Genomic DNA, 24,623 nt, shown 5'->3' on the forward strand with positions numbered 1-24,623 from the left:
AAATCAGGATTAATTGAGCTAACAGTTCAAATAAACTCATGCAGATTCGCTTAATGTGTATATTAGGCGTCCAGCCTGTAACGTATGAGTCACTCGACCTCGCAGGGTTCTACCCCAGTAAGGTGTATTTCGACCCGCACTTTTCCAATTTTTTTCATCAACTTTCCAGCTAGCTTGTGGATCAAACACGCATACATCGGCCGGAAAACCAGGCGTTAACGCCCCTGCTTCTAAACCTAAAATCGCTGCTGGATTTTGGGTTAATGCGGCGATGGCTTGAGACAAATTAATACCAGGATCTTCGGTTAAGGCTAAAAGTAATGGTAACAAAGTTTCCAACGCAGCTACTCCTGGCTCCGTTTCTGGAAAAGCACCCAATTTAGCGTCTAAATCATGCGGTTGATGATCAGAACTGATAGCATCCAAAGTACCATTAGCCAATCCTTCACGTAAATACTTAAGATCTATATCACTTCTGAGTGGCGGTATAACATGATAAGCACTATCAAAGGGGATCATGTCGTTTTCAGTTAAATGTAATTGGTGGATAGCGATATCAGCGGTAATATTCAGCCCATATTTTTTCGCCTGCTGAATTTTTATTACCGATTGTTTACAACTCACTTGACTGAAATGCACCCGACACCCCGTCAATTCGGCTAATTCCAAACATTGCGCCAAGGCGATGGATTCAGCAGCCTCGGGAATACCGGGCAAACCAAAACGGCTGGCAACAGCCCCTTCATGAGCACAGCCTTTACCACTCAAAGACGGCTCGTTAGCGCGATACATTAACAGCAGATTATGACTTCCAGCATACTCCATAGCTCGGCGCAAAATCAATAGATTGGCAAGCGGTTCACTCGCATTACTTACCGCAATACAACCCGCTTGTTTGAGTGCAAACATAGCACTAAGTTCAGTGCCTGCCAAACGTTGAGTTAGGGCACCAATCGTATATATCTGCGTATAATCGGCTTTTTCGGCCTTATCTTTAATAAATTCGACCACTGCAGGGGTATCAATAGTCGGTTTAGTATCTGGTGGCAGACACAAACTGGTTACACCTGCACTGGCTGCCGCTCTGGTTTCAGTTAAAATACTACCTTTGTGACTATGCCCAGGTTCGCGTAAACGTGCACTTAAATCAATAAAACCGGGACACACACATTGATCAGTCGCATCAATGACTAAATCTGCTTGAAAATCGACTGGCTCTCTCATCACAGCGACAATCTTACCCTCTGCAATACATATTGAGCCGATGCCATCAACTTGATTGGCAGGATCAATAATCCGGCCATTACGAATAAGAATGGTTGTCATACTGCACTTCCGTGACCAGACATGGTCATAGACATAATAGCCATACGCACTGCAACCCCATTGGTCACTTGTTGCAGAATAACCGAATGAGGGCCATCCGCAACGCCGGAAGCGATTTCAACACCTCGGTTGATAGGTCCTGGATGCATCACTATGACATCGGGTTTTGCATATTTCAATTTGTCTTCACTAAGACCAAAACAACGAAAATATTCACTTTCACTAGGTAAAAATGCCGAATTCATACGCTCTTTCTGTAGTCTTAACATAATAATTACATCTATATCTGCCAAGCCTTCGGCCATATCATGCAAATCTATTACGCCCATACTTTTTACTTGAGCGGGTAACAAGGTTTTAGGTGCAATAACGCGCACTTCTGCCACACCCAAAGTATTAAGCGCCTGAATTTGCGAACGTGCCACTCGGGAATGCAAAATATCACCCACTATAGCCACCTTAAGGCCCGCAAAGTTTTTCTTATGCTGGCGTATGGTAAACATATCCAACATGGCCTGCGTAGGATGTGCATGCTGCCCATCACCGGCATTGATGACAGCAATATGAGGTGCAGTATGCTGTGCGATAAAATGCGCGGCTCCGCTAAGTGCATGCCTGACAACAAACATGTCTACATGCATGGCTTCAAGATTACGAATAGTATCTAGCAGACTTTCCCCTTTTGATGTAGCGGAAGTAGCTATATTCATATTCAATACATCTGCAGATAAACGCGTTGCCGCTAATTCAAAAGTAGTACGAGTACGGGTGCTATTTTCGAAGAATAGATTGATGATAGTTTTACCACGCAGGAGCGGTACTTTTTTGACCTGATGTTCTGACATACCTGCAAATGATTCGGCGGTATCCAGAATTTCGGTCAATAATTGTTTACTCAACCCTTCGATGGTTAAGAAATGTTTGAGTTTGCCTTGTTCAGTCAGTTGCAAATGCCTGTTCATCATCAAGCTGCACTACTAGTCAAAGTCTGAATATATATACCTAATGGATCGGGTCCGGTGAGTTTTATTCTCTGCCCCCGCGGTAAAGTCATCACCATACCTACACAATCGGGTTGTATTGGAATTTGTCGACCATCACGTTCTATTAACACCGCCAACACCACTTGATTAGGGCGTCCATAATCAAAAATCTCATTCAACGCCGCGCGTATGGTGCGCCCAGTATAGAACACATCGTCGATCAGAATAATATCTCTACCTTCCATATGTGTTGGCAACTGACTACGCTTAACCTTAGGATTCATTCCGATTTGTGAGAAATCATCACGATAAAAGGAAATATCCAGTAAACCCAAGTTATCTTTTATGCTCAAGCGCTTATGCATAGTTTCAGCAATCCAAGCGCCCCCGGAATGTATGCCAATGAGTAAAGGGTTGTGGAGTTTGCGCTGCTCAATTTGTATACGAATAGCGGCTTCCAGAGTATCCAATAAAGTATTGATGTCCAGAGTTTGTGTCTGCATGGTAATTATGAATTTTGATTAAACCAACTTTGCAGGATCAATTGCGCAGCAACTTGATCTTGCACAGCCCATAGTTTACCAGCACTCAGTTTAAGATCATCAAATAACAACTGTTTGGCCGAAAAGGTAGTCAGCGACTCATCAACCTGATGAACGGGTAAACCATAGCGCCCCTGTAACTGCCGACAGAATTTTTCCATTTTAGGTGTAATGATATTATCACTACCATCTGACTGTTTAGATATCCCTACTACTAGGCCGACAGGCTGCCATTCGCTAATCAAATTAGTAATTAATGACCAATCAGGAGAGTAACCAATAGAACGAATTGTTTGCAAGGGACTGGCAATAGCGGTATCCATATAGCCCACTGCAACCCCAATTTTTTTTTGTCCAAAATCAAAACCAAGATAAGCAGTGTTGCTGAATTTACTGGCTAAGGGGTCGATCTTAACCATGTCCAGCTGGCGTGGTTAAACGATTAATATCTATACCCAACTGCTCCGCAGCAGCATTCCAACGTTGGTTTATGGGTGTTTCATACAGAATAGCCTCACCACACGGGGTATTGAGCCAGGCATTTTCAATAATTTCTTTTTCCAACTGACCACTACCCCAACCTGCATAACCCAATGCAATCAAATACTGATTAGGACCACGACCTTCGGCAATTGCTTCCAGCACATCTCTGGAACTGGTCAATGTAATATTTTCAGCCGTGGAGATACTGGAATCCCATTGCTGTTCGCAAGGACTATGGATAACAAAACCACGTTCTTGTTGAACCGGTCCCCCTGCAAAAACCCGAGTATTTAGCACTTTGGGCAATTCTGTTTTGATACCCATTTGCTGAAAAATATCAGATAGTTTCATTTCAGTAGGGCGATTGATAACAATTCCCAAAGCACCATCCTGATTATGCTGACATAGATAAGTCACTGTATGAAAAAAATGCGGATCTGCCAAGCCGGGCATGGCAATCAGAAACTGATTATTAAGGTAAGTTATTGGATTCATTTTATACCTATCATTTTACCGGGTAGTCATGCCTGTTTCATCAGAAAACTTCCAGACACGAGTAATAACCAAAACATTAACTTCTTTTAACAAATCAGCAGGTAAGGCTGCAAAAGGCGCACTCATTTTCACAATTCGCTTTGCAGACTCATCCAATGCAGGATTACCGGAAGACTTAACGATACGCATACTGTATATACTGCCATCAGGGTTAATACCTACATCCATAGTCAAAGTTTGTGAATCACCAATATTTCGTGCAAAATCAGGATAATTCAGATTACCAGTCCGTTCAACTTTATCTTCCCAGTCTTTTACATATTGAGAAGCCAAATATTTATGGGCACTAATTGCGCTTACAAACTTGATTTTGCTATTTTCAGAACTTTGCTGGCTATCACGGATGCGTTCACCTAATTGTGCAATTTGCTGTTGCAAATCTGCAGCGGACAATTTTGGGGCAACCTCTTTGGCTTCAGCAGTTTCATCCTCGGGTAGCGGTATAGACAATTTTGTTGCAGACTCTGGCCGGGTGAGCACTTTTTTCTGTACTGTTTTTTGTGGTTCAGGCTTGTTTTCCTGCTCAGCTATTTCTGCTATAGCTTCAGCATCAGCAGCTGATCCAGGCAAACTTTCTTTAATCATCTCCTGGGTACTATTCTTGTCCCCGCCACCCTGCTGATTTTCAGCCGCCATACTTTTCGCATGCTTTGGAGGCGTCTTTGCGGGTAGTTGCGTTAGGGTTACCTGAACCGATTTACTGACCTTATTAGGTTCTGGTAAAGAGACACCATTAAAGCCAACACCTAGCAAAATTAGGGCATGAATCAAGGCAGCCAGAAAAACTGCCAACAATAACGTGTCACCGCTAGACAAAGAAAAACTTTTAAGTTTTGGTGCTTGGTTTTCCATTATGCTTTTAGTTGTATCTCAATATGATCCATTAACTGGGCACTAATGTTGATACCAAATTGTTTGTCAAGTTCCTGCACACAAGTTGGGCTAGTCACATTAATTTCGGTAAGATAATCACCAATGACATCAATACCCACAAAAACCAAGCCTTTTTCTCTTAGCACAGGACCAACCTGCTCAGCAATCCAGCGATCTCTTGCGCTGAGCTCCCGACCTTCACCATGACCACCAGCGGCCAAGTTTCCACGACTTTCACCATCAGCTGGAATTCGGGCCAAACAATAAGGCACAGGTAAACCGTTTATCATTAAAATCCGCTTGTCACCGTATTTTATATCGGGCAAATATTTTTGCGCCATAATAAATCGCTGACCGTGTTCTGTCATTGTCTCTAAGATAACACTTAAATTTGGATCATTTTCACGTACTAGAAAAATTGAAGCCCCTCCCATACCATCCAGAGGTTTAAGGATAATTTCTTTGTGTTTCTGCAAAAATGCTCGAACTCTACTCGGTTCACGAGCCACCAGTGTATCAATACAACATTGTGGAAACCATGCCGTAAACATTTTTTCATTGGCATCGCGCAAGGATTGTGGTTTGTTGACCACGTAAACGCCTTGAGATTCAGCTTGTTCCAAAATATAAGTGGCATAGATATAGTCCTGATTACAGGGTGGATCTTTACGCATAATAATAGCATTCAAATCTGATAATGCGATTTCCTGTTCACTGATAAACTCATGCCATTTTTCAGCATTGCGCTGCACTTTCAATATTCGTGTTCGAGCATACGCATGTCCATTTTGTAAGAACAAATCCCCCATTTCCATATAATGCAACTCCCAACCTCGCGCTTGTGCCTCCAACAGCATTGCGAAACTGGTGTCTTTTTTAATGTTAATCTGCCCTATTGGGTCCATAACCATACCAAGTTTAATTGCCATTAAGCGCCTGTATTAATGAGTATTCAAAGTAAATTATAGATTCTATCAAATTTATTTTTTCAATGGGTGGTTTACCTTAAAAAGAATTTTTGGTATAAAGTTTGGCTAATTTGAAATAAAAGCTCGCATTGAGGTAGTCATGTCCAGAGTATGCCAAGTAACAGGTAAGCGCCCGATTAGCGGGCATAACGTATCACACGCCCAAAATAAAACCAAAAGACGTTTTATACCCAATCTGCATCATCACAGATTTTGGGTAGAAAGCGAAAATCGTTGGATTCGCTTAAGGGTTTCATCCAAAGGTATGCGTATTATCGACAAAAATGGCATTGACGCCGTTCTTCTCGACATCCGCAACCGCGGCGAACAAGTTTAAGGAGATAAAATATGCGTGACAAAATCAAACTGGTTTCAAGTGAAGGTACAGGCCATTTCTATACCACCACTAAAAACAAAAAAACCATGCCTGAAAAAATGGAAATCAAAAAATTTGATCCCGTTGTTCGCAGACATGTTATCTACAAAGAAGCCAAAATTAAATAATCTGTTTTTTAAAGCTAGTCTTATCAGTATTTGACTAGCTTTGCAAAACTGCAAAAAGATTTATTCAATTGCAGCATACATTCATAATGCCTTTGAATAGCATATGTTTTCAAATGACTTATTTGAAAACATATTTATTAATCAATGACTTAGATTTTTATTAAGCCATATATTCCATCCAGCTAAATAGGAGTGGAATTCAGAGTATTTACAAGCCTTATCCATAAAAAACGCAACCCCGTTTTATTTCCCGCTACAAAACTTATCCTGCTTTACCTTTAACCGCCTTCAACTGCTCCAACAGCATATTCACATGCTTAGTCAGTGAAGCGCATTTTTCTTCCAAAGCTGTTTTTTCTGTCTGTAAAATTTTATATTGGGCTTGCATTTGTTGCAGATGTGTAAGTAACGACCCAGTTTCATTTTCAACGACTGTTGACAAAACCTGAGTCTGCGGCTCAACATCAGCAATGACCATTTCCTGAGTCACGACTGCCGTTGACTTGAGCAGATCAGCCCCTAATTGATCGATTCCACCCAACAGAACATAAGCGCTAAATTTATGCCGTATTAAAATAAACGCAGCCGTTTCACTAATTACTCCATCTTTACAAACCAGAATCAAAAGTTGCTGCCGATTCATAGTACGCAGCTGCATTCGCAATAAAAATAGTGGAATATTTACACTACGTGGCAAATGGTATTTATTGTATTCTTCAGGCTCCCTGACATCAATCAACATGGCACCTTTTGCCAGTAACTCTGCCGCGTCATGGTAACTGATATGCTTTAAAAGCGGGTGCTTTATCAGGTTAATAAATTTATCTTTATTGAGTCGTAACAGAGAAACATCAGTGATCGCACTAACAGCGGCGTTTCTTGGCAACCCAGAAATCAGCGCATCTTCACCAAAAGCATCCTGATTATTGCAAGTTGCCAATTTGATTTCTTTAGACCCTGCTGGGGGTTTGCGCGTAATCTGACACTGTCCTTTTTTGACAAAGTAGAAATAATCACCCTCTTCGCCCTGCTCTATAATAACCTCACCAGCCTTGTAGCTCACTTCTTCCAATGCCATGATGACTTTTTGCAAATTGGCTGGAGGAAGAGCCCTAAAAATAGGAGACATTAACAAGGTTGTCATCCAATCATCGCTTTCAGTCAGCTGAATTTGTGTCATATCTCTTTCCCTCTCATCTTTACTTGCATCAGGTGCAAACTTCATCATTTCAGGACGCAAACGCAAATAGCGAATATTACCTTTGGCAATTACATTCACTTTTCGTGGCACTTGATGCGCCAGCGAAAAGCGGGCAGCATCGCTACCTGCAGTGATAGTCTCAATTTTAAGATCATCAACCTGTAATGATACCGAACCTTTTAACAAATAGAACAATTCAGTATTCGCATCACCACGATAAAATAAAAACTTACCATCTTCAGCCTCTTCAACCACCAATTGCTCACACAATGCGTTAAACCATTTACCAGGCATATTCGCGAGTGGAATCAATTGACGTATAATCCGACCTTCTTCAGAGAGAGCATCTACAGCCATATCAGTTAAACTCGCTTAATGAAGTTAGTGAAAATATTAATGCTGAAGCTGATCTTCGAATCAATAAAACTTGCAAACACGGACATCCCTTTTAGCAAAAATCAATCATAAAAATTGTGCACAACCCTTAAAAAACTTAATACCATTACAATGCAAACCAAAAATATTTAATGTTTGAACATTTTTAGAAAACTTTTAGCATATCTGCATTGTCCATGCTGTCATTTAAACAATTCAGGAAGAAAAACTATGACCCAAACCATCAAAACTCTTTTGTTTATTAGCCTCTGCTTAGTCCAAACAGGATTGTCAGCAGCCATACCTCTGCAAACAGATGGTACACCGCTGCCTTCACTGGCGCCTATGTTGGAAAACAGTATGCCTGCAGTCGTTAATATTTCTACATCCACCAATGTAAAAATACAGGAAAACCCGTTAATGAACGACCCGGTTTTTCGCCGTTTTTTTAACACCCCTAGAAATCAGCGACAACAACAGAAAAACAGTCTTGGCTCTGGCGTCATTATAGACAAAGACGGAGGTTATATTCTAACCAATAATCATGTCATAGACAAAGCGGACAAAATTACAGTTACTCTTAGTGATGGCCGCCAACTCAATGCTAAGTTATTAGGCACAGATCCAGAAGCAGATGTTGCAGTTATCCAAATTCCTGCCGATAATTTAACCGCACTAAAAGTTGCTGATTCCAGCCAACTTAAAGTAGGTGATTACGTAGTTGCCATTGGCAATCCGTTTGGACTTGGGCAAACTGTGACCTCTGGCATTGTTAGTGCCTTAGGTCGCTCTGGATTAGGCATTGAGGGCTATGAAGACTTTATCCAAACAGACGCATCAATTAACCCTGGTAACTCTGGAGGAGCATTGGTCAATTTACGTGGCGAATTCGTCGGCATGAACACCGCCATCCTGGCACCAAATGGTGGAAACGTTGGCATTGGCTTTGCCATACCATCAAATATGGCAATACGTTTAATGGAATCATTGGTTCAACATGGCGAAGTACGACGCGGATTACTCGGTATCACCACGCAGGATCTGACACCTGAATTGATAAAAGCATTTGACCTGAAGAGTCAGCATGGCGCAGTTATCAGCCGCGTTGACGCAGGGTCGGCCGCTGAAAAATCAGGTATGGAACCCGGAGATATTGTGCTTGCCATTAATGGTCAAGAAATTAAAAACGGCAGCAGCCAGATTCGCACGCAAATTGGCCTTTTGCAAGTGGGTGATACCGCCAATATTGACATTCTGCGTGGCGAAGACCGTAAAACCATACAAGCGGTTATAGGAAAACCCAAACGCCCTGAAATTGCGGGAAAAGAATTACACCCCACTTTGCAAGGTGCCTCATTGACAGCAACCCCCAAGGACCAAGTTGAAGGTGTTCTGATTGAAAAAATCGAACCGAGTTCTTCTGCATGGAATAGTGGCTTACGCACGGGTGACATTATTGTCTCAGCCAACCGTTACCGGATTAGAAATCTTGACGAATTCAAACAAGTTGTCAATCCAAGGCAGCCTCTTATAATCAACCTGCAACGAGGAGGAGAAGGCTTTTTTGTCGTGCTAAAATGAGAGTAATGATTCAACATGGTCTTTCATGAATCAAAATCAATGAACAATAGAATATGCCGAACGAGGAGATGTGCATCATTTGTTCGATTATCAATATAGGGGCAAATATGTTTTGCCCCTACCGATGAGAGGCATACTTACTTTTGAGTCAGCTTCAGCAATAATTTCTGCAAAAACTCCACTTTATCGTCCAAATCCTTAAACGTGAATGTAAAGCGTAATTTATCGGCACCATCAAATTTATACACCTGTGCCTGAGTTTGAATCAGTTTAATCAATTCACCCGCATCAATTTGTGGTGCAGAACCAAATACGATACGCCCGCCCCCCGCATGAGCTTCGATTTTTTTAATCCCCAACGGGTTTGCTTGCTGTTTCAGTTCCGTAATACTAAATAAGGCTTTAACTTGATCAGGTAACAAACCGAAACGGTCTATCATTTCCACTTTTAAAGCATACAAATCACTATTGGTTTCTGCACTTGATATGCGTTTGTAAAGTACGAGTCGCGCATGAATATCGGGCAAATAATCTTCTGGAATCAATGCTGAAACTTGCAAGTCCACCTCAGGCCCCATTTCTAAAGGTGCATCCAATTCAGGCTGCTTGCCAGATTTAAGTGCTTTTACGGCACGCTCCATTAGCTCTGTATATAAAGTAAATCCTATTTCCTGAATTTGACCACTTTGTTCATCGCCGAGCAATTCTCCTGCCCCTCGAATTTCCATGTCGTGCGAGGACAGTATAAATCCTGCGCCTAATTCACCGGAGGTTTCAAACGCTTCGAGTCGTTTGATGGCATCTTTAGACATTAATGCTTTGGGTGGCACAATACAGTAAGCATATGCACGGTGATGTGAACGCCCTACCCGCCCTCGCAACTGATGCAGCTGGGCTAAACCCAATTTATCGGCACGATTGATCACAATGGTGTTAGCGCTTGGAATATCGATACCACTTTCTATTATGGTAGTACTAATCAGTAAATTAAAGCGTTGGTGGTAAAAATCCAGCATAATTTGCTCAAGATCGCGTTCAGCCATTTGCCCGTGCGCAATCTGAATACGTGCCTCCGGCACCAATACTTCCAACTCCATAGCCATTTTTTCCATGGTTTTTACATCATTATGCAAAAAAAACACTTGACCACCACGTTTAATTTCACGCTGACAGGCTTCCTGTATCTGTGAATCAATCCATTCGCTAACAAAGGTTTTTATGGCATGGCGGTTGGGTGGCGGCGTGGCAATAATAGAAATATCCCGCAATCCCGCCATTGCCATATTAAGGGTACGTGGAATGGGAGTAGCTGTCAGGGTTAGTAAATCTAATTCATAACGTAATTTTTTGAAGTGTTCTTTCTGGGTAACCCCAAAACGATGCTCTTCGTCAATAATGACCAGACCTAAACTCTGATATTGCATATCTTTGGATAGTAACTTATGTGTACCAATTACGACATCAACTTTACCCGCTGCGAGATCTTCACCAATAGCTTTTTGCTGCTTGGGCGTTACAAAACGCGACATTACTTCAACACGAATCGGCCAATCTGCAAAACGGTCGCGAAAACTTTGGTAATGTTGTTGTGCCAGCAGAGTGGTAGGCACTAACACAGCTACCTGTTTACCACTTTGTACAGCAATGTAAGTAGCTCGCATAGCCACTTCTGTTTTACCAAAACCAACATCACCACACACGACCCTATCCATAGGTTGTGGACTCAACATATCGACAATAATTGCCTCAATGGCAGTCTGCTGATCAGGGGTTTCCTCAAACGGAAAGCCAGCTGCAAAGGCAGAATACTCATCATGATTAAGCGAAAAGGCAAAACCTTGTCGAACTGCACGCTTAGCATGAATATCAAGCAATTCAGCGGCCACATCACGCGCTCGTTCCATGGCTTTTTTCTTGGCCTTACTCCAGTGATCTGTACCCAGTTTATGCAAGGGGGCGTTTTCAGCACTGATACCACTGTATCGCCCAATCAAATGCAAAGAGGATACCGGCACATAGAGCTTATCGTGATTGGCATATTCGAGCATTAAAAATTCGGCAGTAATTCCACCAACTTCCAGGGTTTGCAAACCTAAATAGCGACCAACACCGTGCTCTTGATGCACAACTGGGGAGCCAATATTTAGCTCGTTTAGGTTATTGAAAATATTTTCCAACTCACGAGCAGCCGATTTACGGCGTCTTCGGCGCTGCTGAACTTTCTCGCCACTGATCTGATTTTCAGTAATAATGGCTATTGCTGGATCTTCCAGTAATAAACCCTGATCTAATGGCGCTATCAGGATACACAAAGACTGTTGAGTTTCTGTAAACTCTGTCCAATTTTGTAGGGGTTTTACAGCTAATTTACTGACTTTTAGCTTATCGATTAACCCCTCTCTATGCCCTGCCGTCTCAGCAACAAATACAATTTTTCCCTGAAACGATTCTATAAATTGGCGTAATTTTTGTGCAGGTTCTTTTTGGCGGTTATCGATAACCACATCAGGCATGCTTTTGCATTGAAAGGTATAAGGCTGCGATGATGCGTCATCCAGCACAATACGACTAAAAGCCTGGGTATGCTGATTAAATTCCTCAACAGATAAAAACAAACGCTCCGGTGGCAACAAGGGGCGATGTATATCGTATTTGCGTTGCTGATAACGTTCCCCAGCTTCCGCACAAAATGTTGTTGCACTGTCTATAAATCCAGCAGACAAAACAAACAACGCATTTTTTGGCAAATAGGCAAACAATGATTCAGTATGATCCACAAACAAAGGTAGATAATACTCAATGCCGGCAGGTGCAATTTGTTTAGAAATATCCAGATATAGGGTGTTTTTCGGTGATGAATCGGGAAACTGGGCGCGAAAAGATTGGCGAAAAAGTTTGATAGCTTCATCGGTAAATGGAAATTCACGCGCAGGAAACAATTCGACTTTTTGTATTTTTTCCTGAGACATTTGCGTCTCAGGATCAAAACTCCGTATTGACTCAACTTCATCATCAAACAACTCAATACGATACGGAATTTTACTCCCCATCGGAAATAAATCCAGAATAGAGCCCCTAACTGCAAATTCAGCATGTTGATAAACTTGAGAAACACATTGGTAACCGACAGCTTCCAATTTAATTCGCGTAAGTTCCAGATTTAAAGTACCACCCACCTCAATAGAAAAACTATGCGCCAAAACATGTTCGCGTGGAGCCAATCGATGCATTAACGTTGCCACCGAGACAATCAACGCTCCACGCCGGGTATCAGGCAATAAAGCCAAGGTACGCAGACGCTCGGAAATAATTTCCGGCAAGGGTGAAAACACATCGTAGGGTAAGGTTTCCCAATCAGGAAAATGCAAGATGGGTAAGGCGTTATCCAGAAAGAAAATCAGTTCGTGCTCTAAGCGCAAGGCGGTTTGGTGATCTGCCGTAACGATGACTAGTAAACGTTTTTCCTGGCGAATGGCTGTAGCTAAGGCCAGAGCATCACCACAGCCGTTTAACCCTGACCAAACAATGCTTTGTTCAGAGGTTTGCGGCAGAGCTGAAGCAGGAATTATCGGGAATGACATGAGAGTGAAATTCGTTTATAAAACGATTATTATACCCGTTAAGCCCTGTTCAATGGCGATGCTACATAGCAATGAATATAGATAATAGTAAAATCATCTCTGGCATAGATCAACTGAACTGACGCCATGAACACGATTAATCGTTACAAATGTTTTTCAATCTACTTTCTAAGACCGATAATGAAAAAGACAGCTCGTCCTTAGCCCTTCGTTATAAATCAGCAGTGCCTGATCGAAGGAAGGGCTATCTTTTTCACGTAAGCATTCTTGAAATAATTAATATACATGTATGGCGCTAATGTATTCTTTATACCCGCCCATTAACGCGCCATTTGATCTAAAGCCAAATTCAATTTCAACACATTAACTCTAGGCTCCCCAAACACCCACCACTGCCGATCTTCACTATTAGCATTAACCAGATCTTGCAATTGATCTGCATTAATTTTTCGTAATTTGGCAATTCGTTTAACCTGATAGTGTGCACTGGCCAAACTGATATGCGGATCAAGACCACTAGCAGAAGAAGTGACCAAATCGACAGGCACCGGAAAGTGATTATCTGGATCAACTTCTTTTAAGGCTTGCACCCTGGCAGCAACCGCCTCAATCAGCGCAGGGTTGGTTGGCCCCAGATTCGAGCCACTCGATGCAGCACCATTATTAGCATAGGGTGCAGTTGCCGACGGCCTGCCCCAAAAGTATTTTGGATCGAAAACGGCCTGACCAATCAGCTCCGAACCTATCAGTTGCCCTTGTTTATCTTTCAGCAAGCTACCATTTGCTTGAGCAGGAAACAGTAATTGCGCCAAACCAGTCACCAACACTGGATAGATGGCTCCAGTAAGCAGTGTAAACAACAGCAATAATACAACAGCCGGTCTAAAATAATTTATCATATACATTCTCCTTTATACCCAGCGCATTGCTACCAGTAGCAAATCTATCGCTTTAATTCCAATAAAGGGCACTATCAGCCCACCAAGACCATAAATCAGCAAATTGTTTTGTAACAGTTTTTCCGCACCTATAGGCTTATAACTGACACCTTTTAAGGCTAATGGAATTAAGATCACGATAATCAAAGCATTAAAGATTACTGCAGACAAAATAGCGCTGGCAGGAGTTGCCAAACCCATAATATTTAACACATTCAAAACCGGATAGGTAGTAGCAAAAGCGGCAGGAATAATGGCAAAATATTTAGCCACATCGTTTGCGATACTAAATGTTGTCAACGCACCTCGCGTCATTAACATTTGTTTACCCGTTTCAACGATCTCGATCAGTTTGGTCGGATTAGAGTCCAAATCGACCATATTTCCAGCTTCTTTGGCTGCCTGGGTACCACTATTCATCGCCACAGCCACATCTGCTTGAGCTAGAGCAGGTGCATCATTGGTGCCATCTCCGGTCATGGCTACCAAGCGGCCTTCAGCCTGATGCTGGCGAATTAAACTCAGCTTGGCTTCCGGTGTTGCTTCGGCCAAAAAATCATCCACGCCCGCCTCAGCGGCAATAGCTGCGGCCGTCAGACGATTATCGCCAGTAATCATAATTGTTTTGATACCCATGGCACGCAATTCGATAAATCGCTCCTTAATTCCCCCTTTCACAATATCTTTTAGCTCGATTACACCTAAAGCCTGCGCACCCTCAGCAACTACCAGCGGTGTACTGCCGCGTCGCGCAACATCCACCACTATTTTCTGAATTTCATCAGGGAAATGTCCGCCTTGCTCTGCAACATAGTGCCGAATAGCATCTTCTGCGCCTTTGCGGATTTGCCTACCATCCAAATTGACACCACTCATACGCGTCTGTGCGCTAAAGTGTACAAAAGTTGCCCCCAAGGCTTGTACATCACGCTCCCGGAAACCAAACTTCTGTTTAGCCAATACCACTATACTACGGCCTTCGGGTGTTTCGTCAGCCAATGAAGCCATTTGAGCGGCATCTGCCAATTGTTGCTGACTAATACCTTTAACGGGCATAAATGCTGAGGCCTGCCGATTACCCAAAGTGATGGTACCTGTTTTATCCAACAACAAAACATCCACATCTCCTGCCGCCTCGACAGCACGACCCGAAGTAGCAATCACATTTTTTTGTAACATACGACCAATACCGGCCACTCCAATAGCTGATAATAGCCCACCAATGGTCGTTGGTATCAAACACACTAACAATGCCACCAGAACAGTGATACTAATCGGTTGTCCTATTTTGCTGGTTTCCACACTGTACAGCGAGAACGGTAATAAGGTAACCGTAGCAAATAAAAATACTAAAGTTAAAGCCACCAATAAAATAGTTAGAGCAATTTCGTTTGGTGTTTTCTGACGTTTAGCGCTCTCAACCATAGAAATCATGCGGTCCAAAAATGTTTCGCCTGGATTTGCCGAAACTCTGATTACTAACCAGTCTGATAACACCCGAGTACCGCCAGTCACCGAACTAAAATCACCGCCAGACTCACGAATGACGGGAGCACTTTCGCCAGTAATGGCACTCTCATCCACTGAGGCAACACCTTCAATCACATCACCATCGCCGGGAACAAAATCTCCAGCCTCGATTAACACCACATCACCCTTCCGTAAACTGGCACCAACAACCTTGCTGTAATTTGCCCCATATCGTGGCTCATCCAGTTTTTTAGCCGCAATATCACGTTTTGCACTGCGTAAAAAGGCTGCCTGGGCTTTACTGCGGCCTTCGGCTACTGCTTCAGCAAAATTAGCGAAAAGTACAGTGAACCATAACCATAAGGTGATACTAAGAACGAAACCTGCAGACTCTTCACCTTGTCCATCAAGTGCCTGTAACCATAATACGGTAGTTAACAAACTACCTAGATACACCACAAACATTACAGGATTTTTCCATTGTTGTTGTGGGGTCAGTTTTAAAAAGGCTGCGAATAAAGCCTCTTGCAAAAGCTTTTTATCCAGCAGAGAAGTAGAAACAGCATTGCTAGTCATAGTATTACCTTAATTCCGATTAGGAGTGATTGATCATTTGTATATTTTCAACGACTGGCCCTAAAGCCAAGGCAGGCACAAAAGTCAAAGCCCCCACCAATAACACGGTACCTATCAACAACATTACAAACAAGGGTGTATGGGTAGATAATGTACCCGGCCCCACTGGAATAGTTTTTTTAGCCGCCAAAGAACCGGCTATAGCTAGCACCGGTATTATTAACCAGTAGCGAGAAAACAGCATGGCTAAACCTAACATAAAATTGTAAAACGGCACATTGGCAGAAATACCGGCAAACGCGCTTCCATTATTATTACCCGCTGAAGAAAATGCATATAACACTTCGCTAAAACCATGCGCCCCTGGATTAAATATTGATGACTTACCCACATCCAGCATCAAAGCAATAGCGGTACCTCCTAACACCATCAGTGGAGGGATCAACAAAATCACCGCAGCCATTTTTACTTCATAGGCTTCAATCTTTTTACCCAAATACTCTGGAGTACGCCCTATCATTAATCCGGCTACGAATACGGCCACCAACGCATAAATAATCATGCCGTAGAGCCCAGAACCCACCCCACCGAAAATGACTTCACCCAATTGCATTAACCACATGGGCGCCAAACCACCTAGTGGGGTAAAGGAATCATGCATAGCATTGACAGATCCATTAGAGGCTGCAGTAGTTACAATCGCCCACAAACCAGAATTAACCACGCCAAAGCGCGTCTCTTTCCCTTCCATGTTGCCACCAGACAGCGTATCAGAAACCGTTTGTGTAACGTCCAAACTACTTAGCAGAGGGTTTCCGTGTTGTTCTGCTGGCACGGTAACAAAAATCAAAGCCACCAGTACCAGCGTCATAGACGCCAACATGACCCAGCCTTGACGAATATCACCTACCATAGCACCAAAGGTATAGCATAGCGCTGCCGGAATTAGCAGAATGGCTAACATTTCCAAAAAATTACTTAACGGCGTGGGATTTTCAAATGGATGAGCAGAATTTACATTGAAAAAACCGCCACCATTGGTACCTAATTGTTTTATGGCAATTTGCGAGGCAGCAGGCCCCAACGCCAACGTTTGTTCCTTTGTGAAAGCAGTTAGGGTGACGGGCTTGCCTTCACTATCAAGCACAGCCTGACCATCTACATCCAGTTTTGGCGTTTGATAATTGATCGATTCCTGCAAAGAAACCGTCTGATAGGGTTTAAATGTTTGCACCACCCCCTGACCAACCAGAACAAGAGCAAGCACCAATGATAAAGGCATTAGTATATACAGTGTGCTACGTGTCATATCAACCCAAAAATTGCCAATAGTGTTAGTATTTCGGCGTGTAAATCCTCTGATAAATGCCACTAATACCGCCATACCCGTGGCTGCAGACAGAAAGTTTTGTACGGTTAAGCCCAGCATTTGCGTCAGATAACTCATGGCAACTTCGCCACTATAGCCTTGCCAGTTAGTATTACTGACAAAACTGACGGCAGTATTGAAAGCAGAATCAGGGCTGATAGCTACTAAACTTTGAGGGTTGAGAGGCAATATATCCTGTAAACGTTGCAATGCATAGACGGCGAAAAAACCAGCCAGATTAAAAACCAATAGAGCAATAGCGTATTGCGTCCAGTGCATTTCCGCATCCGCCTTAACACCACTAAGACGATACAATAGTTTTTCAACAGGCGCGAACCAACGATTTAGACCGACCGACTGATCCTGATAAACTCGCGCCATATAGTTACCTAAAGGCTTAGCTAGCAGCAACAGCGTGATAACATAAACACTAATTTGAAAAAATCCCTGTCCCGTCATCAGAATTTCTCCGGATAAAATAAAGCGACCAGCAGATAAACAAACACCAGCAGCGCCATGCCGGCACTTAATAAATATATCCAACTCATCATGACCCCCTTAAGGATTGGCAACCCAAAATCAACCAGCCTGTCAGTGCAAAAAACACCACTGTCAAAACTATGTAGACTATATCCATTTACAATACCTCTCTTAATTAGTAAAACTCTGTAACAACATCCAACGTTGTATAGCATGCAGTGTAATTTACAGATTAATAGATAAAAATACCGTAAAAATACCTAGGCTCAAGCGAGTCGCTATTTTTGCGAAAGCTTGTTTAGGGGCATCCCAGCCCCAACAAGCGGCAAAAACTACGCGACCATTTAATGCCTCCGGCGGCCCCGATTCGCCCTCGTCGCCTGCTCTTGCGCCTAAACGGCTTAAGAGCTAGGCTCCAAATGGCTTGACGGCGTTTCGCGATGCCTTGCAGGTTTTCTTCGCTTCGCTGCGATAACCCGCCCGGCGCTACGCCTATCGGGGACTAAAAATCTTCACTTCGCTTGCGCTCCGTTTCCACGATTTTCAGCGAGCGTGTAAAAAAAATATAAAAAGATAAGCAAATGTATAGACTTATTACGAGGTAGGTTTAGTGGATAGTGACATTTTTACTCCTTACTCAGCTAAACAGCCTGTTAGAGTTGCCATTTCGCGTGTTCGATGTATCCTGTGATTATCTAGCTGAAACTAATGTGAGGAAAAAAATTGATATGTTAAAAAGCTACGGCTATGCCGCCTACAATCCGCAAACCCCATTACGCAGTTTTAATTTTGAACGCCGTGACCCTACAGCGCAGGATATTGTTATCGAAATCCTCTACTGTGGAGTTTGTCATAGCGATATTCATCAGGCCCGAAATGAATGGAAAAGTAGTAGCTATCCTATGGTACCCGGACACGAAATCATCGGGAGGGTAAGTGCCACAGGTACGGAAGTGAGCAATTTTAAGATTGGCGACCCGGTTGGCGTTGGTTGCATGGTTGATTCTTGTGGTGTTTGTGGGGATTGCCAGGAACATCAGGAACAATTTTGCCACGCCGCAGTATTTACCTATAACAGCCCAGACAAACATACTGGCAAAATAACTTACGGTGGTTATTCCAATCAAATAGTGGTTGACCAGCGTTTTGTGCTACACATCAGTGAAAACTTAGATCTAGCTGCCGTTGCACCTTTATTATGTGCTGGAATTACCACTTACTCTCCTTTACGCCACTGGAACATTAAGGCTGGGGATAAGGTCGGCATTGTTGGTCTGGGTGGTTTGGGGCATATGGGCGTAAAGTTTGCACATGCATTTGGCGCGCATACCGTGCTATTCACCACATCAACACATAAGGTAGAGGATGCGTTGCGCCTAGGTGCCGATGAAGTAGTCATTTCCAAGAATATTGATGAAATGCAAAAACATGCGCAGAGTTTTAATTTTATTCTCGATACTGTCGCCGCCCAACATGATCTCGATCAATACTTAAGCTTGTTGAAACGTGATGGTATCCTATGTTTAGTGGGCGTTCCTGATTATCCACATCCCACTCCCAGTGTCGCTAATCTTATATTCAAGCGCCGCTCATTGGTGGGATCCTTAATTGGCGGCATACAGGAAACACAGGAAATGCTGGATTTCTGCGCAACGCATAATATTGTTGCCGATATTGAGCTGATAGACATTGAAAAAATCAACCATGCCTATGAACGTATGCTGAAAAGTGACGTGAAATACCGATTTGTTATTGATATGGCTAGCTTAACTGCCTGATATTTTAACTGAATGCGCTTAACAATAGTCTAGCGCATTCATATCCAACACTCGCATTTTAGTGATGACAGCCTTCACCATGAACATGACCATGTGCTAATTCATCCGCTGTAGCCGGCCTAACTTCCACTACTTCTACAGCAAACGTCAAGGCCACGCCTGCCAAAGGATGATTGCCATCAATGGTGACATCATCGCCATTAATTTCGGTAATGGTGATAATACCAGCACCATGACTAACATCGGCATGGAATTGCATACCGATTTCAATATCCGTATCATCAAACATTTTTTTGGAAACCACTTGCTGCATAGTGGCATCGAAAACACCATAAGCCTGTTCAGGCGGAATGGTAACCACAAATTTATCACCAACCTGTTTGCCAGCCAAGGCGGCTTCTAATCCGGGAATGATATTACCCTTGCCATGCAGATATACCAACGGCGCTTCACCTATGGAACTATCCAGTTGCTCGCCTGCATCATTGCTTAGGGTATAATGAAATGAAACAGCTGTTTGATTGGTGATTTGCATAAACGCCTTATTGCTTGAATTTAAAATGCTACATTATACATTTTCCACGTAGAAAAACATGTCACGCTGGCGTCCACCCCAACCAAAGTCATCTCCTTATATTACTGTAGACGGTTATCAAGTCCTGGAAACAGAACTGAAACAGCTATGGGAGCGCCGAAAACTGGTGACTATTGCCTTATCGGCAGCAGCGGCTGAAGGTGATCGTTCTGAAAATGCGGAATACATATACCGAAAAAAAGAATTGCGCGAAATTGATCGGCGCATACACTATTTACAAAAACGTCTGCCAGCACTTACTATAGTATCCGAAAAGCCCACTAACCAAAAACAAGTTTTTTTCGGTGCCTGGGTAACATTGGAAACCATGGAAGGGGAAGAAATTACCTACCGTATTGTCGGTGCAGATGAAATCGACACTACAGGAGGCCTGATTAGCCTGGATTCACCACTGGCAAAAGCACTATTAAAAAAATTACTGGATGATGAAGTAGTCATCCGACTGGGAGAGCAGGAAAATCGTTTCTATATCGTCAATATCAGGTACTGATATGAACACTGCAAGTTTTTTCTGGCGACTAAAATGGTTAGTCATCATATTATTGATGTTTGCGTTGGACTTTTCGCCAGTACCGGTATCGGCAAGTGTGTTTCTGTATGTATTTTTATTTAAACCGCGCTGGTTTAAAGCGGTGATAGATCGTTTATACGCTGGATACTAGCTTCGATGACGGACTTACTGTTCGTGTATGGTACCTTGCAAAAAAATCGTCAGGGTGAAACTCACCCGTTACTAAAAGGTCAGGCCAAATTTTTGTATCAAGCCAGCGTGCCAGGACTGCTGTATGAAGTAGACCACTATCCTGCTGCAATCAGCAACCCAACCCATAATAAAAACCTGATTCATGGCGAACTTTATCGCTTGTATCAACCTGAGCTTGTTTTGCCGCAGCTGGATGAATTCGAAGAATGTACAAACCAATTTCCTCAGCCCTGGGAATACCAGCGTAGCCAGATATTAATTACCACCTCCGCCAAATTAGCTATATGGGCCTGGGTTTATCTGTATAACTGGTCGGTACAGGAGTTGCAAGTTATTCCGAGTGGTAATTATAAAAAATATTGTAATACTCAGTGTCGGCTGAGTTAGATGCGTAATTTGTAGAACTTTTAAGCGCTTATTTCTTATCCGTACATCGTATAACCCAGCGCGGGCAGAACAAAACCACAAATTAGCATAAAACAAACATTACCCCTAATAGCACCATGATTACCATCATCCAGCGCGTCACCCAAGCCAAAGTCACTGTTAACTCTATCGACATCGGCACCATCAATACGGGCATTATGGCTTTACTGGCCGTCGAAAAAAACGACAGCCAGCAACAAGTTGACAGACTACTGGAACGCATTCTTAACTATCGTATTTTTGCGGATGAAAACGACAAAATGAATTTAAGTCTTCGCGACATTCAAGGTGGCTTATTGATTGTTCCACAATTTACGCTAGCGGCAAACACCGAAAAAGGCAACCGTCCCAGCTTTGCTTCTGCAGCCTCTCCAGAACTAGGCAGGGAATTGTTTGCTTATGTGCAACAACGGGCAACGAGTATTTATCCAGACACCCAATTTGGACAATTTGGTGCAGATATGCAGGTAGCTTTGATTAATAATGGGCCTGTGACGTTTACTTTGCGGTGTATAAATAGTTGATTAATTGAAGATTTCATGATTTTTAACGGATAACCGTAGGCAGAGTTAAGCCAACGAAATCCCGATCTTCGAAACGACAAACTTTGCAAATTATAAGACAAGCTTATTTTATCCAAGTTGCAACTATTCGAGTAGTTGTCAGTTTTTATAGGATATGCCGACGCCAAGCGGGCATCTATCACAACAAATGCACTCCACCTCGTTCAGTACATCCAACAGCCCGCTGATTTTAAATCATAAAAAATACGCTGAATAGTTACTCCCAGTTTCGATCACTCACATTACACAATGTGGTGCAATGAACTATGTCTACACCCTTTTAAACTTGGCTATTAAAAGTGGAATGGCAATGACTACCTTGGTCATATAACCAGATTGCATATTGGATGAGTTCAATACTGGGTTTCGTTTCTTCAACCAAGTCTACGCTCTGAATGGAGTTGGTTACAAATTGCAAGCATTGCAAATATAAAAACATAACTATATAGCTAGCTTATCAAAAAGCATTGTGGTGTGGCGTTACCAGCAGGGTGACTGACAACAAGCTTACATAGACGTATTCACAACGTCCTCTGTCAACAACACCTATACCAAAAGCCGAGTAGCAGATCAACTAAGTAGTTACGAATAATTACTATTGTCAAAAAATATTTAGAAAACCGGATGGATTAAGCATGGCTCAACCCATCCTCATTGTTATCAGCGAAGCTTAAACCTCGTGATAAATCGCCGCACCTTCTTCCAAAAACTGCTTGGATTTTTCGTCCATACCTTTCACCAGGGCTTCCTGTTCTGCTATGCCTTTTTCGGCAGCATATTCCCGCACATCTTGACTGATTTTCATCGAACAGAAGTGAGGGCCACACATGGAACAAAAATGCGCCACTTTGGCCGAGTGCTTAGGTAAAGTTTCATCATGGAAAGCACGGGCTTTTTCTGGATCTAAAGCAATATTGAACTGGTCTTCCCAACGGAATTCGAACCGTGCTTTCGACATGGCGTTATCGCGGATTTGCGCACCAGGATGGCCTTTTGCCAAATCAGCAGCATGGGCGGCAATTTTGTAGGTAACAATACCTTCGCGCACATCCTGTTTATTAGGCAAGCCTAAATGTTCTTTTTGGGTGACATAACACAGCATGGCACAGCCATACCAACCGATATTGGCCGCACCAATAGCAGAAGTTATATGATCGTAACCAGGTGCAATATCGGTAGTGAGTGGCCCTAAGGTATAGAAAGGCGCTTCATCACAATCGGCCAACTGCTTTTCCATGTTGATTTTGATCATATGCAAAGGCACGTGACCAGGGCCTTCTATCATGGTTTGAACATCGTGTTTCCAGGCTATCTGGGTCAGTTCACCCAAGGTTTCCAGTTCGCCAAATTGGGCAGCATCGTTGGCATCATAAATTGAGCCAGGACGTAAACCGTCTCCCAGCGAGAACGAAACATCATAGGCTTTCATAATTTCGCAAATTTCTTCAAAATGCGTGTACAAAAAGCTTTCGGTATGGTGAGCTAAACACCATTTAGCCATAATGGAACCACCGCGCGAAACAATACCCGTCATGCGTTTAGCGGTTAAAGGTACATGATGTAAACGAACCCCAGCGTGGATGGTAAAATAGTCTACCCCTTGTTCTGCCTGTTCTATCAATGTATCCCGATAAATTTCCCAAGTCAGTTCTTCGGCTTTACCATCAACTTTTTCCAGTGCCTGATAAATAGGTACAGTGCCTATAGGTACTGGGGAGTTACGTAAAATCCATTCACGGGTTTCGTGAATATTTTTACCCGTGGATAGATCCATAATGGTGTCACCACCCCAACGAATACCCCACAACATTTTTTCCACTTCTTCTTCAATCGAAGAGGTGACCGCAGAATTACCCAAATTACCGTTGATTTTGACCAAGAAATTACGGCCAATAATCATAGGTTCTAATTCGGGGTGATTAATATTGGCTGGAATAATGGCACGGCCTCTTGCCACTTCTGAACGTACAAATTCTGGCGTTATTACCGCTGGAATTGAGGCTCCAAAAGAAAAACCAGGATGCTGCCCCTGATAACTGTCACGCATGGCTTCCATGTTTTGATTTTCGCGAATGGCGATATACTCCATTTCCGGAGTGATAATGCCTTGACGTGCATAATGCATTTGCGAAACGTTTTTTCCGGCAATAGCGCGACGTGGATTACGGATATGTTCAAAGCGTAAATGTGCGGTGGCTGCATCAGCCAAACGCTCACGACCATAAGCAGAACTGGGGGCGCTAAGTAGTTCGGTATCACCACGCTCTGCAATCCAGGCAGCACGAATCGGAGCCAAGCCTTTATGCAGATTAACATTCACATTGGGGTCGGTGTATACGCCAGAGGTATCATAAACATACAGAGGTGGGTTTTTTTCGGCCCCAAAGTGTGCAGGTGTATCCGACAAATTAATTTTACGCATCGGCACTTGAATATCAGGACGACTACCCTGTATATAAATTTTCTCGGATGCTGGATAAGAATCTATTCTTATGCTACTACCTTCATCGGCAGTAATTTCGTTACGGACAGCGCTCATGCTTATCTCCAAAATATCAAACAATAGCGAGCGCAGGGAAGATCTGGCTTTCCTACGCCGGCATTAACCGGGTCAGGTTCGAAGGGTTTTTCTCAGCTTTGTTGGCATAACTTGCCAGCAAAACACCCCTAGCCTTAAAGTAGTTGGTCAGATTAAATGAAATTTCATAAAATTGCAAGAATTTCCAGTACAAATCACTTATAAAACAATAGGT

General features: G+C 42.9%; 22 protein-coding genes and 1 riboswitch. Of the genes, 8 read left to right on the top strand and 14 right to left on the bottom strand.

The window, feature by feature from the left end:
* Nucleotides 1–36: 36 nt before the first annotated feature.
* From ABH008_RS19265 to gshB, 7 genes are read right to left on the bottom strand one after another with little or no spacing between them, the layout of a single operon-like run.
* Nucleotides 37–1,326 (bottom strand): dihydroorotase, encoded by a 1,290-nt coding sequence (locus tag ABH008_RS19265; protein WP_347987234.1) that lies wholly within the window; start codon nucleotides 1,324–1,326, stop codon nucleotides 37–39.
* On the bottom strand, nucleotides 1,323–2,288 hold the full coding sequence (locus ABH008_RS19270; protein WP_347989999.1) for an aspartate carbamoyltransferase catalytic subunit: 966 nt from the start codon (nucleotides 2,286–2,288) through the stop codon (nucleotides 1,323–1,325). Before ABH008_RS19270 ends, ABH008_RS19265 begins: the two co-directional genes overlap by 4 nt.
* 2 nt (nucleotides 2,289–2,290) lie before the next feature.
* Nucleotides 2,291–2,812, bottom strand: a complete 522-nt coding sequence (pyrR, locus tag ABH008_RS19275; RefSeq protein ID WP_347987235.1) for a bifunctional pyr operon transcriptional regulator/uracil phosphoribosyltransferase PyrR — start codon at nucleotides 2,810–2,812, stop codon at nucleotides 2,291–2,293.
* Between the two features lie 5 nt (nucleotides 2,813–2,817).
* A complete protein-coding gene (ruvX, locus tag ABH008_RS19280; RefSeq protein ID WP_347987236.1) occupies nucleotides 2,818–3,270 on the bottom strand; it encodes a Holliday junction resolvase RuvX in 453 nt (150 codons plus the stop codon).
* Nucleotides 3,263–3,829: a YqgE/AlgH family protein gene (locus tag ABH008_RS19285; protein WP_347987237.1), complete on the bottom strand. Its 567-nt coding sequence runs from the start codon at nucleotides 3,827–3,829 to the stop codon at nucleotides 3,263–3,265. The genes ruvX and ABH008_RS19285 overlap by 8 nt, the downstream gene beginning before the upstream one ends.
* A gap of 15 nt (nucleotides 3,830–3,844) precedes the next feature.
* The gene (locus ABH008_RS19290; RefSeq protein WP_347987238.1) at nucleotides 3,845–4,741 is read right to left on the bottom strand and encodes a TonB family protein; all 897 of its coding nucleotides are present in this window, start codon (nucleotides 4,739–4,741) and stop codon (nucleotides 3,845–3,847) included.
* Complete coding sequence (gene gshB / locus ABH008_RS19295) at nucleotides 4,741–5,691, bottom strand: glutathione synthase (protein ID WP_347987239.1); 951 nt, start codon at nucleotides 5,689–5,691, stop codon at nucleotides 4,741–4,743. The genes ABH008_RS19290 and gshB overlap by 1 nt, the downstream gene beginning before the upstream one ends.
* Before the next feature lie 139 nt (nucleotides 5,692–5,830).
* On the opposite strand from gshB, the gene rpmB reads away from it, so the two are divergent.
* Together rpmB and rpmG are read left to right on the top strand one after the other, a co-directional pair.
* A complete protein-coding gene (gene rpmB, locus ABH008_RS19300) occupies nucleotides 5,831–6,067 on the top strand; it encodes a 50S ribosomal protein L28 (RefSeq protein WP_347987240.1) in 237 nt (78 codons plus the stop codon).
* Nucleotides 6,068–6,078: 11 nt separating this feature from the next.
* On the top strand, nucleotides 6,079–6,234 hold the full coding sequence (rpmG, locus tag ABH008_RS19305) for a 50S ribosomal protein L33 (RefSeq protein ID WP_196434738.1): 156 nt from the start codon (nucleotides 6,079–6,081) through the stop codon (nucleotides 6,232–6,234).
* A 262-nt stretch (nucleotides 6,235–6,496) separates the two neighbouring features.
* Here rpmG and ABH008_RS19310 read toward each other — a convergent pair whose 3' ends face one another.
* On the bottom strand, nucleotides 6,497–7,792 hold the full coding sequence (locus tag ABH008_RS19310) for a cyclic nucleotide-binding domain-containing protein (RefSeq protein ID WP_347987241.1): 1,296 nt from the start codon (nucleotides 7,790–7,792) through the stop codon (nucleotides 6,497–6,499).
* A gap of 249 nt (nucleotides 7,793–8,041) precedes the next feature.
* On the opposite strand from ABH008_RS19310, the gene ABH008_RS19315 reads away from it, so the two are divergent.
* Nucleotides 8,042–9,391 (top strand): DegQ family serine endoprotease, encoded by a 1,350-nt coding sequence (locus ABH008_RS19315; protein ID WP_347987242.1) that lies wholly within the window; start codon nucleotides 8,042–8,044, stop codon nucleotides 9,389–9,391.
* Between the two features lie 137 nt (nucleotides 9,392–9,528).
* Here ABH008_RS19315 and mfd read toward each other — a convergent pair whose 3' ends face one another.
* The 4 genes from mfd to kdpA form a co-directional block, all read right to left on the bottom strand.
* Nucleotides 9,529–12,972 (bottom strand): transcription-repair coupling factor, encoded by a 3,444-nt coding sequence (gene mfd / locus ABH008_RS19320; protein ID WP_347987243.1) that lies wholly within the window; start codon nucleotides 12,970–12,972, stop codon nucleotides 9,529–9,531.
* 320 nt (nucleotides 12,973–13,292) lie between these two features.
* Nucleotides 13,293–13,871: a potassium-transporting ATPase subunit KdpC gene (gene kdpC / locus ABH008_RS19325; RefSeq protein WP_347987244.1), complete on the bottom strand. Its 579-nt coding sequence runs from the start codon at nucleotides 13,869–13,871 to the stop codon at nucleotides 13,293–13,295.
* Between the two features lie 12 nt (nucleotides 13,872–13,883).
* On the bottom strand, nucleotides 13,884–15,956 hold the full coding sequence (gene kdpB, locus ABH008_RS19330) for a potassium-transporting ATPase subunit KdpB (RefSeq protein ID WP_347987245.1): 2,073 nt from the start codon (nucleotides 15,954–15,956) through the stop codon (nucleotides 13,884–13,886).
* Nucleotides 15,957–15,975: 19 nt separating this feature from the next.
* Nucleotides 15,976–17,784 carry a potassium-transporting ATPase subunit KdpA gene (gene kdpA, locus ABH008_RS19335; RefSeq protein ID WP_347987246.1) on the bottom strand — a complete coding sequence of 603 codons (1,809 nt, stop codon included), beginning with the start codon at nucleotides 17,782–17,784 and terminating at the stop codon, nucleotides 15,976–15,978.
* Between the two features lie 749 nt (nucleotides 17,785–18,533).
* Between kdpA and ABH008_RS19340 the strand changes: the two genes are divergently transcribed.
* Nucleotides 18,534–19,583, top strand: a complete 1,050-nt coding sequence (locus tag ABH008_RS19340; RefSeq protein ID WP_347987247.1) for an NAD(P)-dependent alcohol dehydrogenase — start codon at nucleotides 18,534–18,536, stop codon at nucleotides 19,581–19,583.
* 58 nt (nucleotides 19,584–19,641) lie between these two features.
* On the opposite strand, the gene ABH008_RS19345 is transcribed toward ABH008_RS19340, so the two are convergent.
* Complete coding sequence (locus ABH008_RS19345; protein WP_347987248.1) at nucleotides 19,642–20,118, bottom strand: peptidylprolyl isomerase; 477 nt, start codon at nucleotides 20,116–20,118, stop codon at nucleotides 19,642–19,644.
* A gap of 58 nt (nucleotides 20,119–20,176) precedes the next feature.
* Between ABH008_RS19345 and greB the strand changes: the two genes are divergently transcribed.
* From greB to dtd, 4 genes are all read left to right on the top strand, one after another.
* Nucleotides 20,177–20,668 (top strand): transcription elongation factor GreB, encoded by a 492-nt coding sequence (greB, locus tag ABH008_RS19350; RefSeq protein ID WP_347987249.1) that lies wholly within the window; start codon nucleotides 20,177–20,179, stop codon nucleotides 20,666–20,668.
* 1 nt (nucleotide 20,669) lies between these two features.
* Nucleotides 20,670–20,840 (top strand): hypothetical protein, encoded by a 171-nt coding sequence (locus ABH008_RS19355; RefSeq protein WP_347987250.1) that lies wholly within the window; start codon nucleotides 20,670–20,672, stop codon nucleotides 20,838–20,840.
* Between the two features lie 5 nt (nucleotides 20,841–20,845).
* A complete protein-coding gene (locus tag ABH008_RS19360) occupies nucleotides 20,846–21,268 on the top strand; it encodes a gamma-glutamylcyclotransferase family protein (protein WP_347987251.1) in 423 nt (140 codons plus the stop codon).
* A 116-nt stretch (nucleotides 21,269–21,384) separates the two neighbouring features.
* Entirely contained in the window at nucleotides 21,385–21,831 is a 447-nt protein-coding gene (gene dtd, locus ABH008_RS19365) for a D-aminoacyl-tRNA deacylase (RefSeq protein WP_347987252.1), read from the top strand.
* 709 nt (nucleotides 21,832–22,540) lie between these two features.
* On the opposite strand, the gene thiC is transcribed toward dtd, so the two are convergent.
* Nucleotides 22,541–24,409 (bottom strand): phosphomethylpyrimidine synthase ThiC, encoded by a 1,869-nt coding sequence (thiC, locus tag ABH008_RS19370; RefSeq protein ID WP_347987253.1) that lies wholly within the window; start codon nucleotides 24,407–24,409, stop codon nucleotides 22,541–22,543.
* A gap of 32 nt (nucleotides 24,410–24,441) precedes the next feature.
* A riboswitch (TPP riboswitch) is annotated at nucleotides 24,442–24,549 on the bottom strand.
* Between the last annotated feature and the right edge of the window lie 74 nt (nucleotides 24,550–24,623).

The sequence above is a fragment of the Methylomonas sp. AM2-LC genome (assembly GCF_039904985.1).
GTDB lineage: Bacteria > Pseudomonadota > Gammaproteobacteria > Methylococcales > Methylomonadaceae > Methylomonas.

Coding starts and splice junctions, on each gene's coding strand:
- ABH008_RS19290 (WP_347987238.1), bottom strand. CDS start 4,741: ATGGAAAACCAAGCACCAAAACTTAAAAGTTTTTCTTTGTCTAGCGGT.
- ABH008_RS19345 (WP_347987248.1), bottom strand. CDS start 20,118: ATGCAAATCACCAATCAAACAGCTGTTTCATTTCATTATACCCTAAGC.
- rpmB (WP_347987240.1), top strand. CDS start 5,831: ATGTCCAGAGTATGCCAAGTAACAGGTAAGCGCCCGATTAGCGGGCAT.
- mfd (WP_347987243.1), bottom strand. CDS start 12,972: ATGTCATTCCCGATAATTCCTGCTTCAGCTCTGCCGCAAACCTCTGAA.
- ABH008_RS19315 (WP_347987242.1), top strand. CDS start 8,042: ATGACCCAAACCATCAAAACTCTTTTGTTTATTAGCCTCTGCTTAGTC.
- ABH008_RS19310 (WP_347987241.1), bottom strand. CDS start 7,792: ATGGCTGTAGATGCTCTCTCTGAAGAAGGTCGGATTATACGTCAATTG.
- ABH008_RS19285 (WP_347987237.1), bottom strand. CDS start 3,829: ATGAATCCAATAACTTACCTTAATAATCAGTTTCTGATTGCCATGCCC.
- ABH008_RS19340 (WP_347987247.1), top strand. CDS start 18,534: ATGTTAAAAAGCTACGGCTATGCCGCCTACAATCCGCAAACCCCATTA.
- ABH008_RS19360 (WP_347987251.1), top strand. CDS start 20,846: ATGACGGACTTACTGTTCGTGTATGGTACCTTGCAAAAAAATCGTCAG.
- gshB (WP_347987239.1), bottom strand. CDS start 5,691: ATGGCAATTAAACTTGGTATGGTTATGGACCCAATAGGGCAGATTAAC.
- thiC (WP_347987253.1), bottom strand. CDS start 24,409: ATGAGCGCTGTCCGTAACGAAATTACTGCCGATGAAGGTAGTAGCATA.
- ruvX (WP_347987236.1), bottom strand. CDS start 3,270: ATGGTTAAGATCGACCCCTTAGCCAGTAAATTCAGCAACACTGCTTAT.
- kdpA (WP_347987246.1), bottom strand. CDS start 17,784: ATGACGGGACAGGGATTTTTTCAAATTAGTGTTTATGTTATCACGCTG.
- ABH008_RS19270 (WP_347989999.1), bottom strand. CDS start 2,288: ATGAACAGGCATTTGCAACTGACTGAACAAGGCAAACTCAAACATTTC.
- ABH008_RS19265 (WP_347987234.1), bottom strand. CDS start 1,326: ATGACAACCATTCTTATTCGTAATGGCCGGATTATTGATCCTGCCAAT.
- rpmG (WP_196434738.1), top strand. CDS start 6,079: ATGCGTGACAAAATCAAACTGGTTTCAAGTGAAGGTACAGGCCATTTC.
- kdpB (WP_347987245.1), bottom strand. CDS start 15,956: ATGACTAGCAATGCTGTTTCTACTTCTCTGCTGGATAAAAAGCTTTTG.
- pyrR (WP_347987235.1), bottom strand. CDS start 2,812: ATGCAGACACAAACTCTGGACATCAATACTTTATTGGATACTCTGGAA.
- kdpC (WP_347987244.1), bottom strand. CDS start 13,871: ATGATAAATTATTTTAGACCGGCTGTTGTATTATTGCTGTTGTTTACA.
- dtd (WP_347987252.1), top strand. CDS start 21,385: ATGATTACCATCATCCAGCGCGTCACCCAAGCCAAAGTCACTGTTAAC.
- greB (WP_347987249.1), top strand. CDS start 20,177: ATGTCACGCTGGCGTCCACCCCAACCAAAGTCATCTCCTTATATTACT.
- ABH008_RS19355 (WP_347987250.1), top strand. CDS start 20,670: ATGAACACTGCAAGTTTTTTCTGGCGACTAAAATGGTTAGTCATCATA.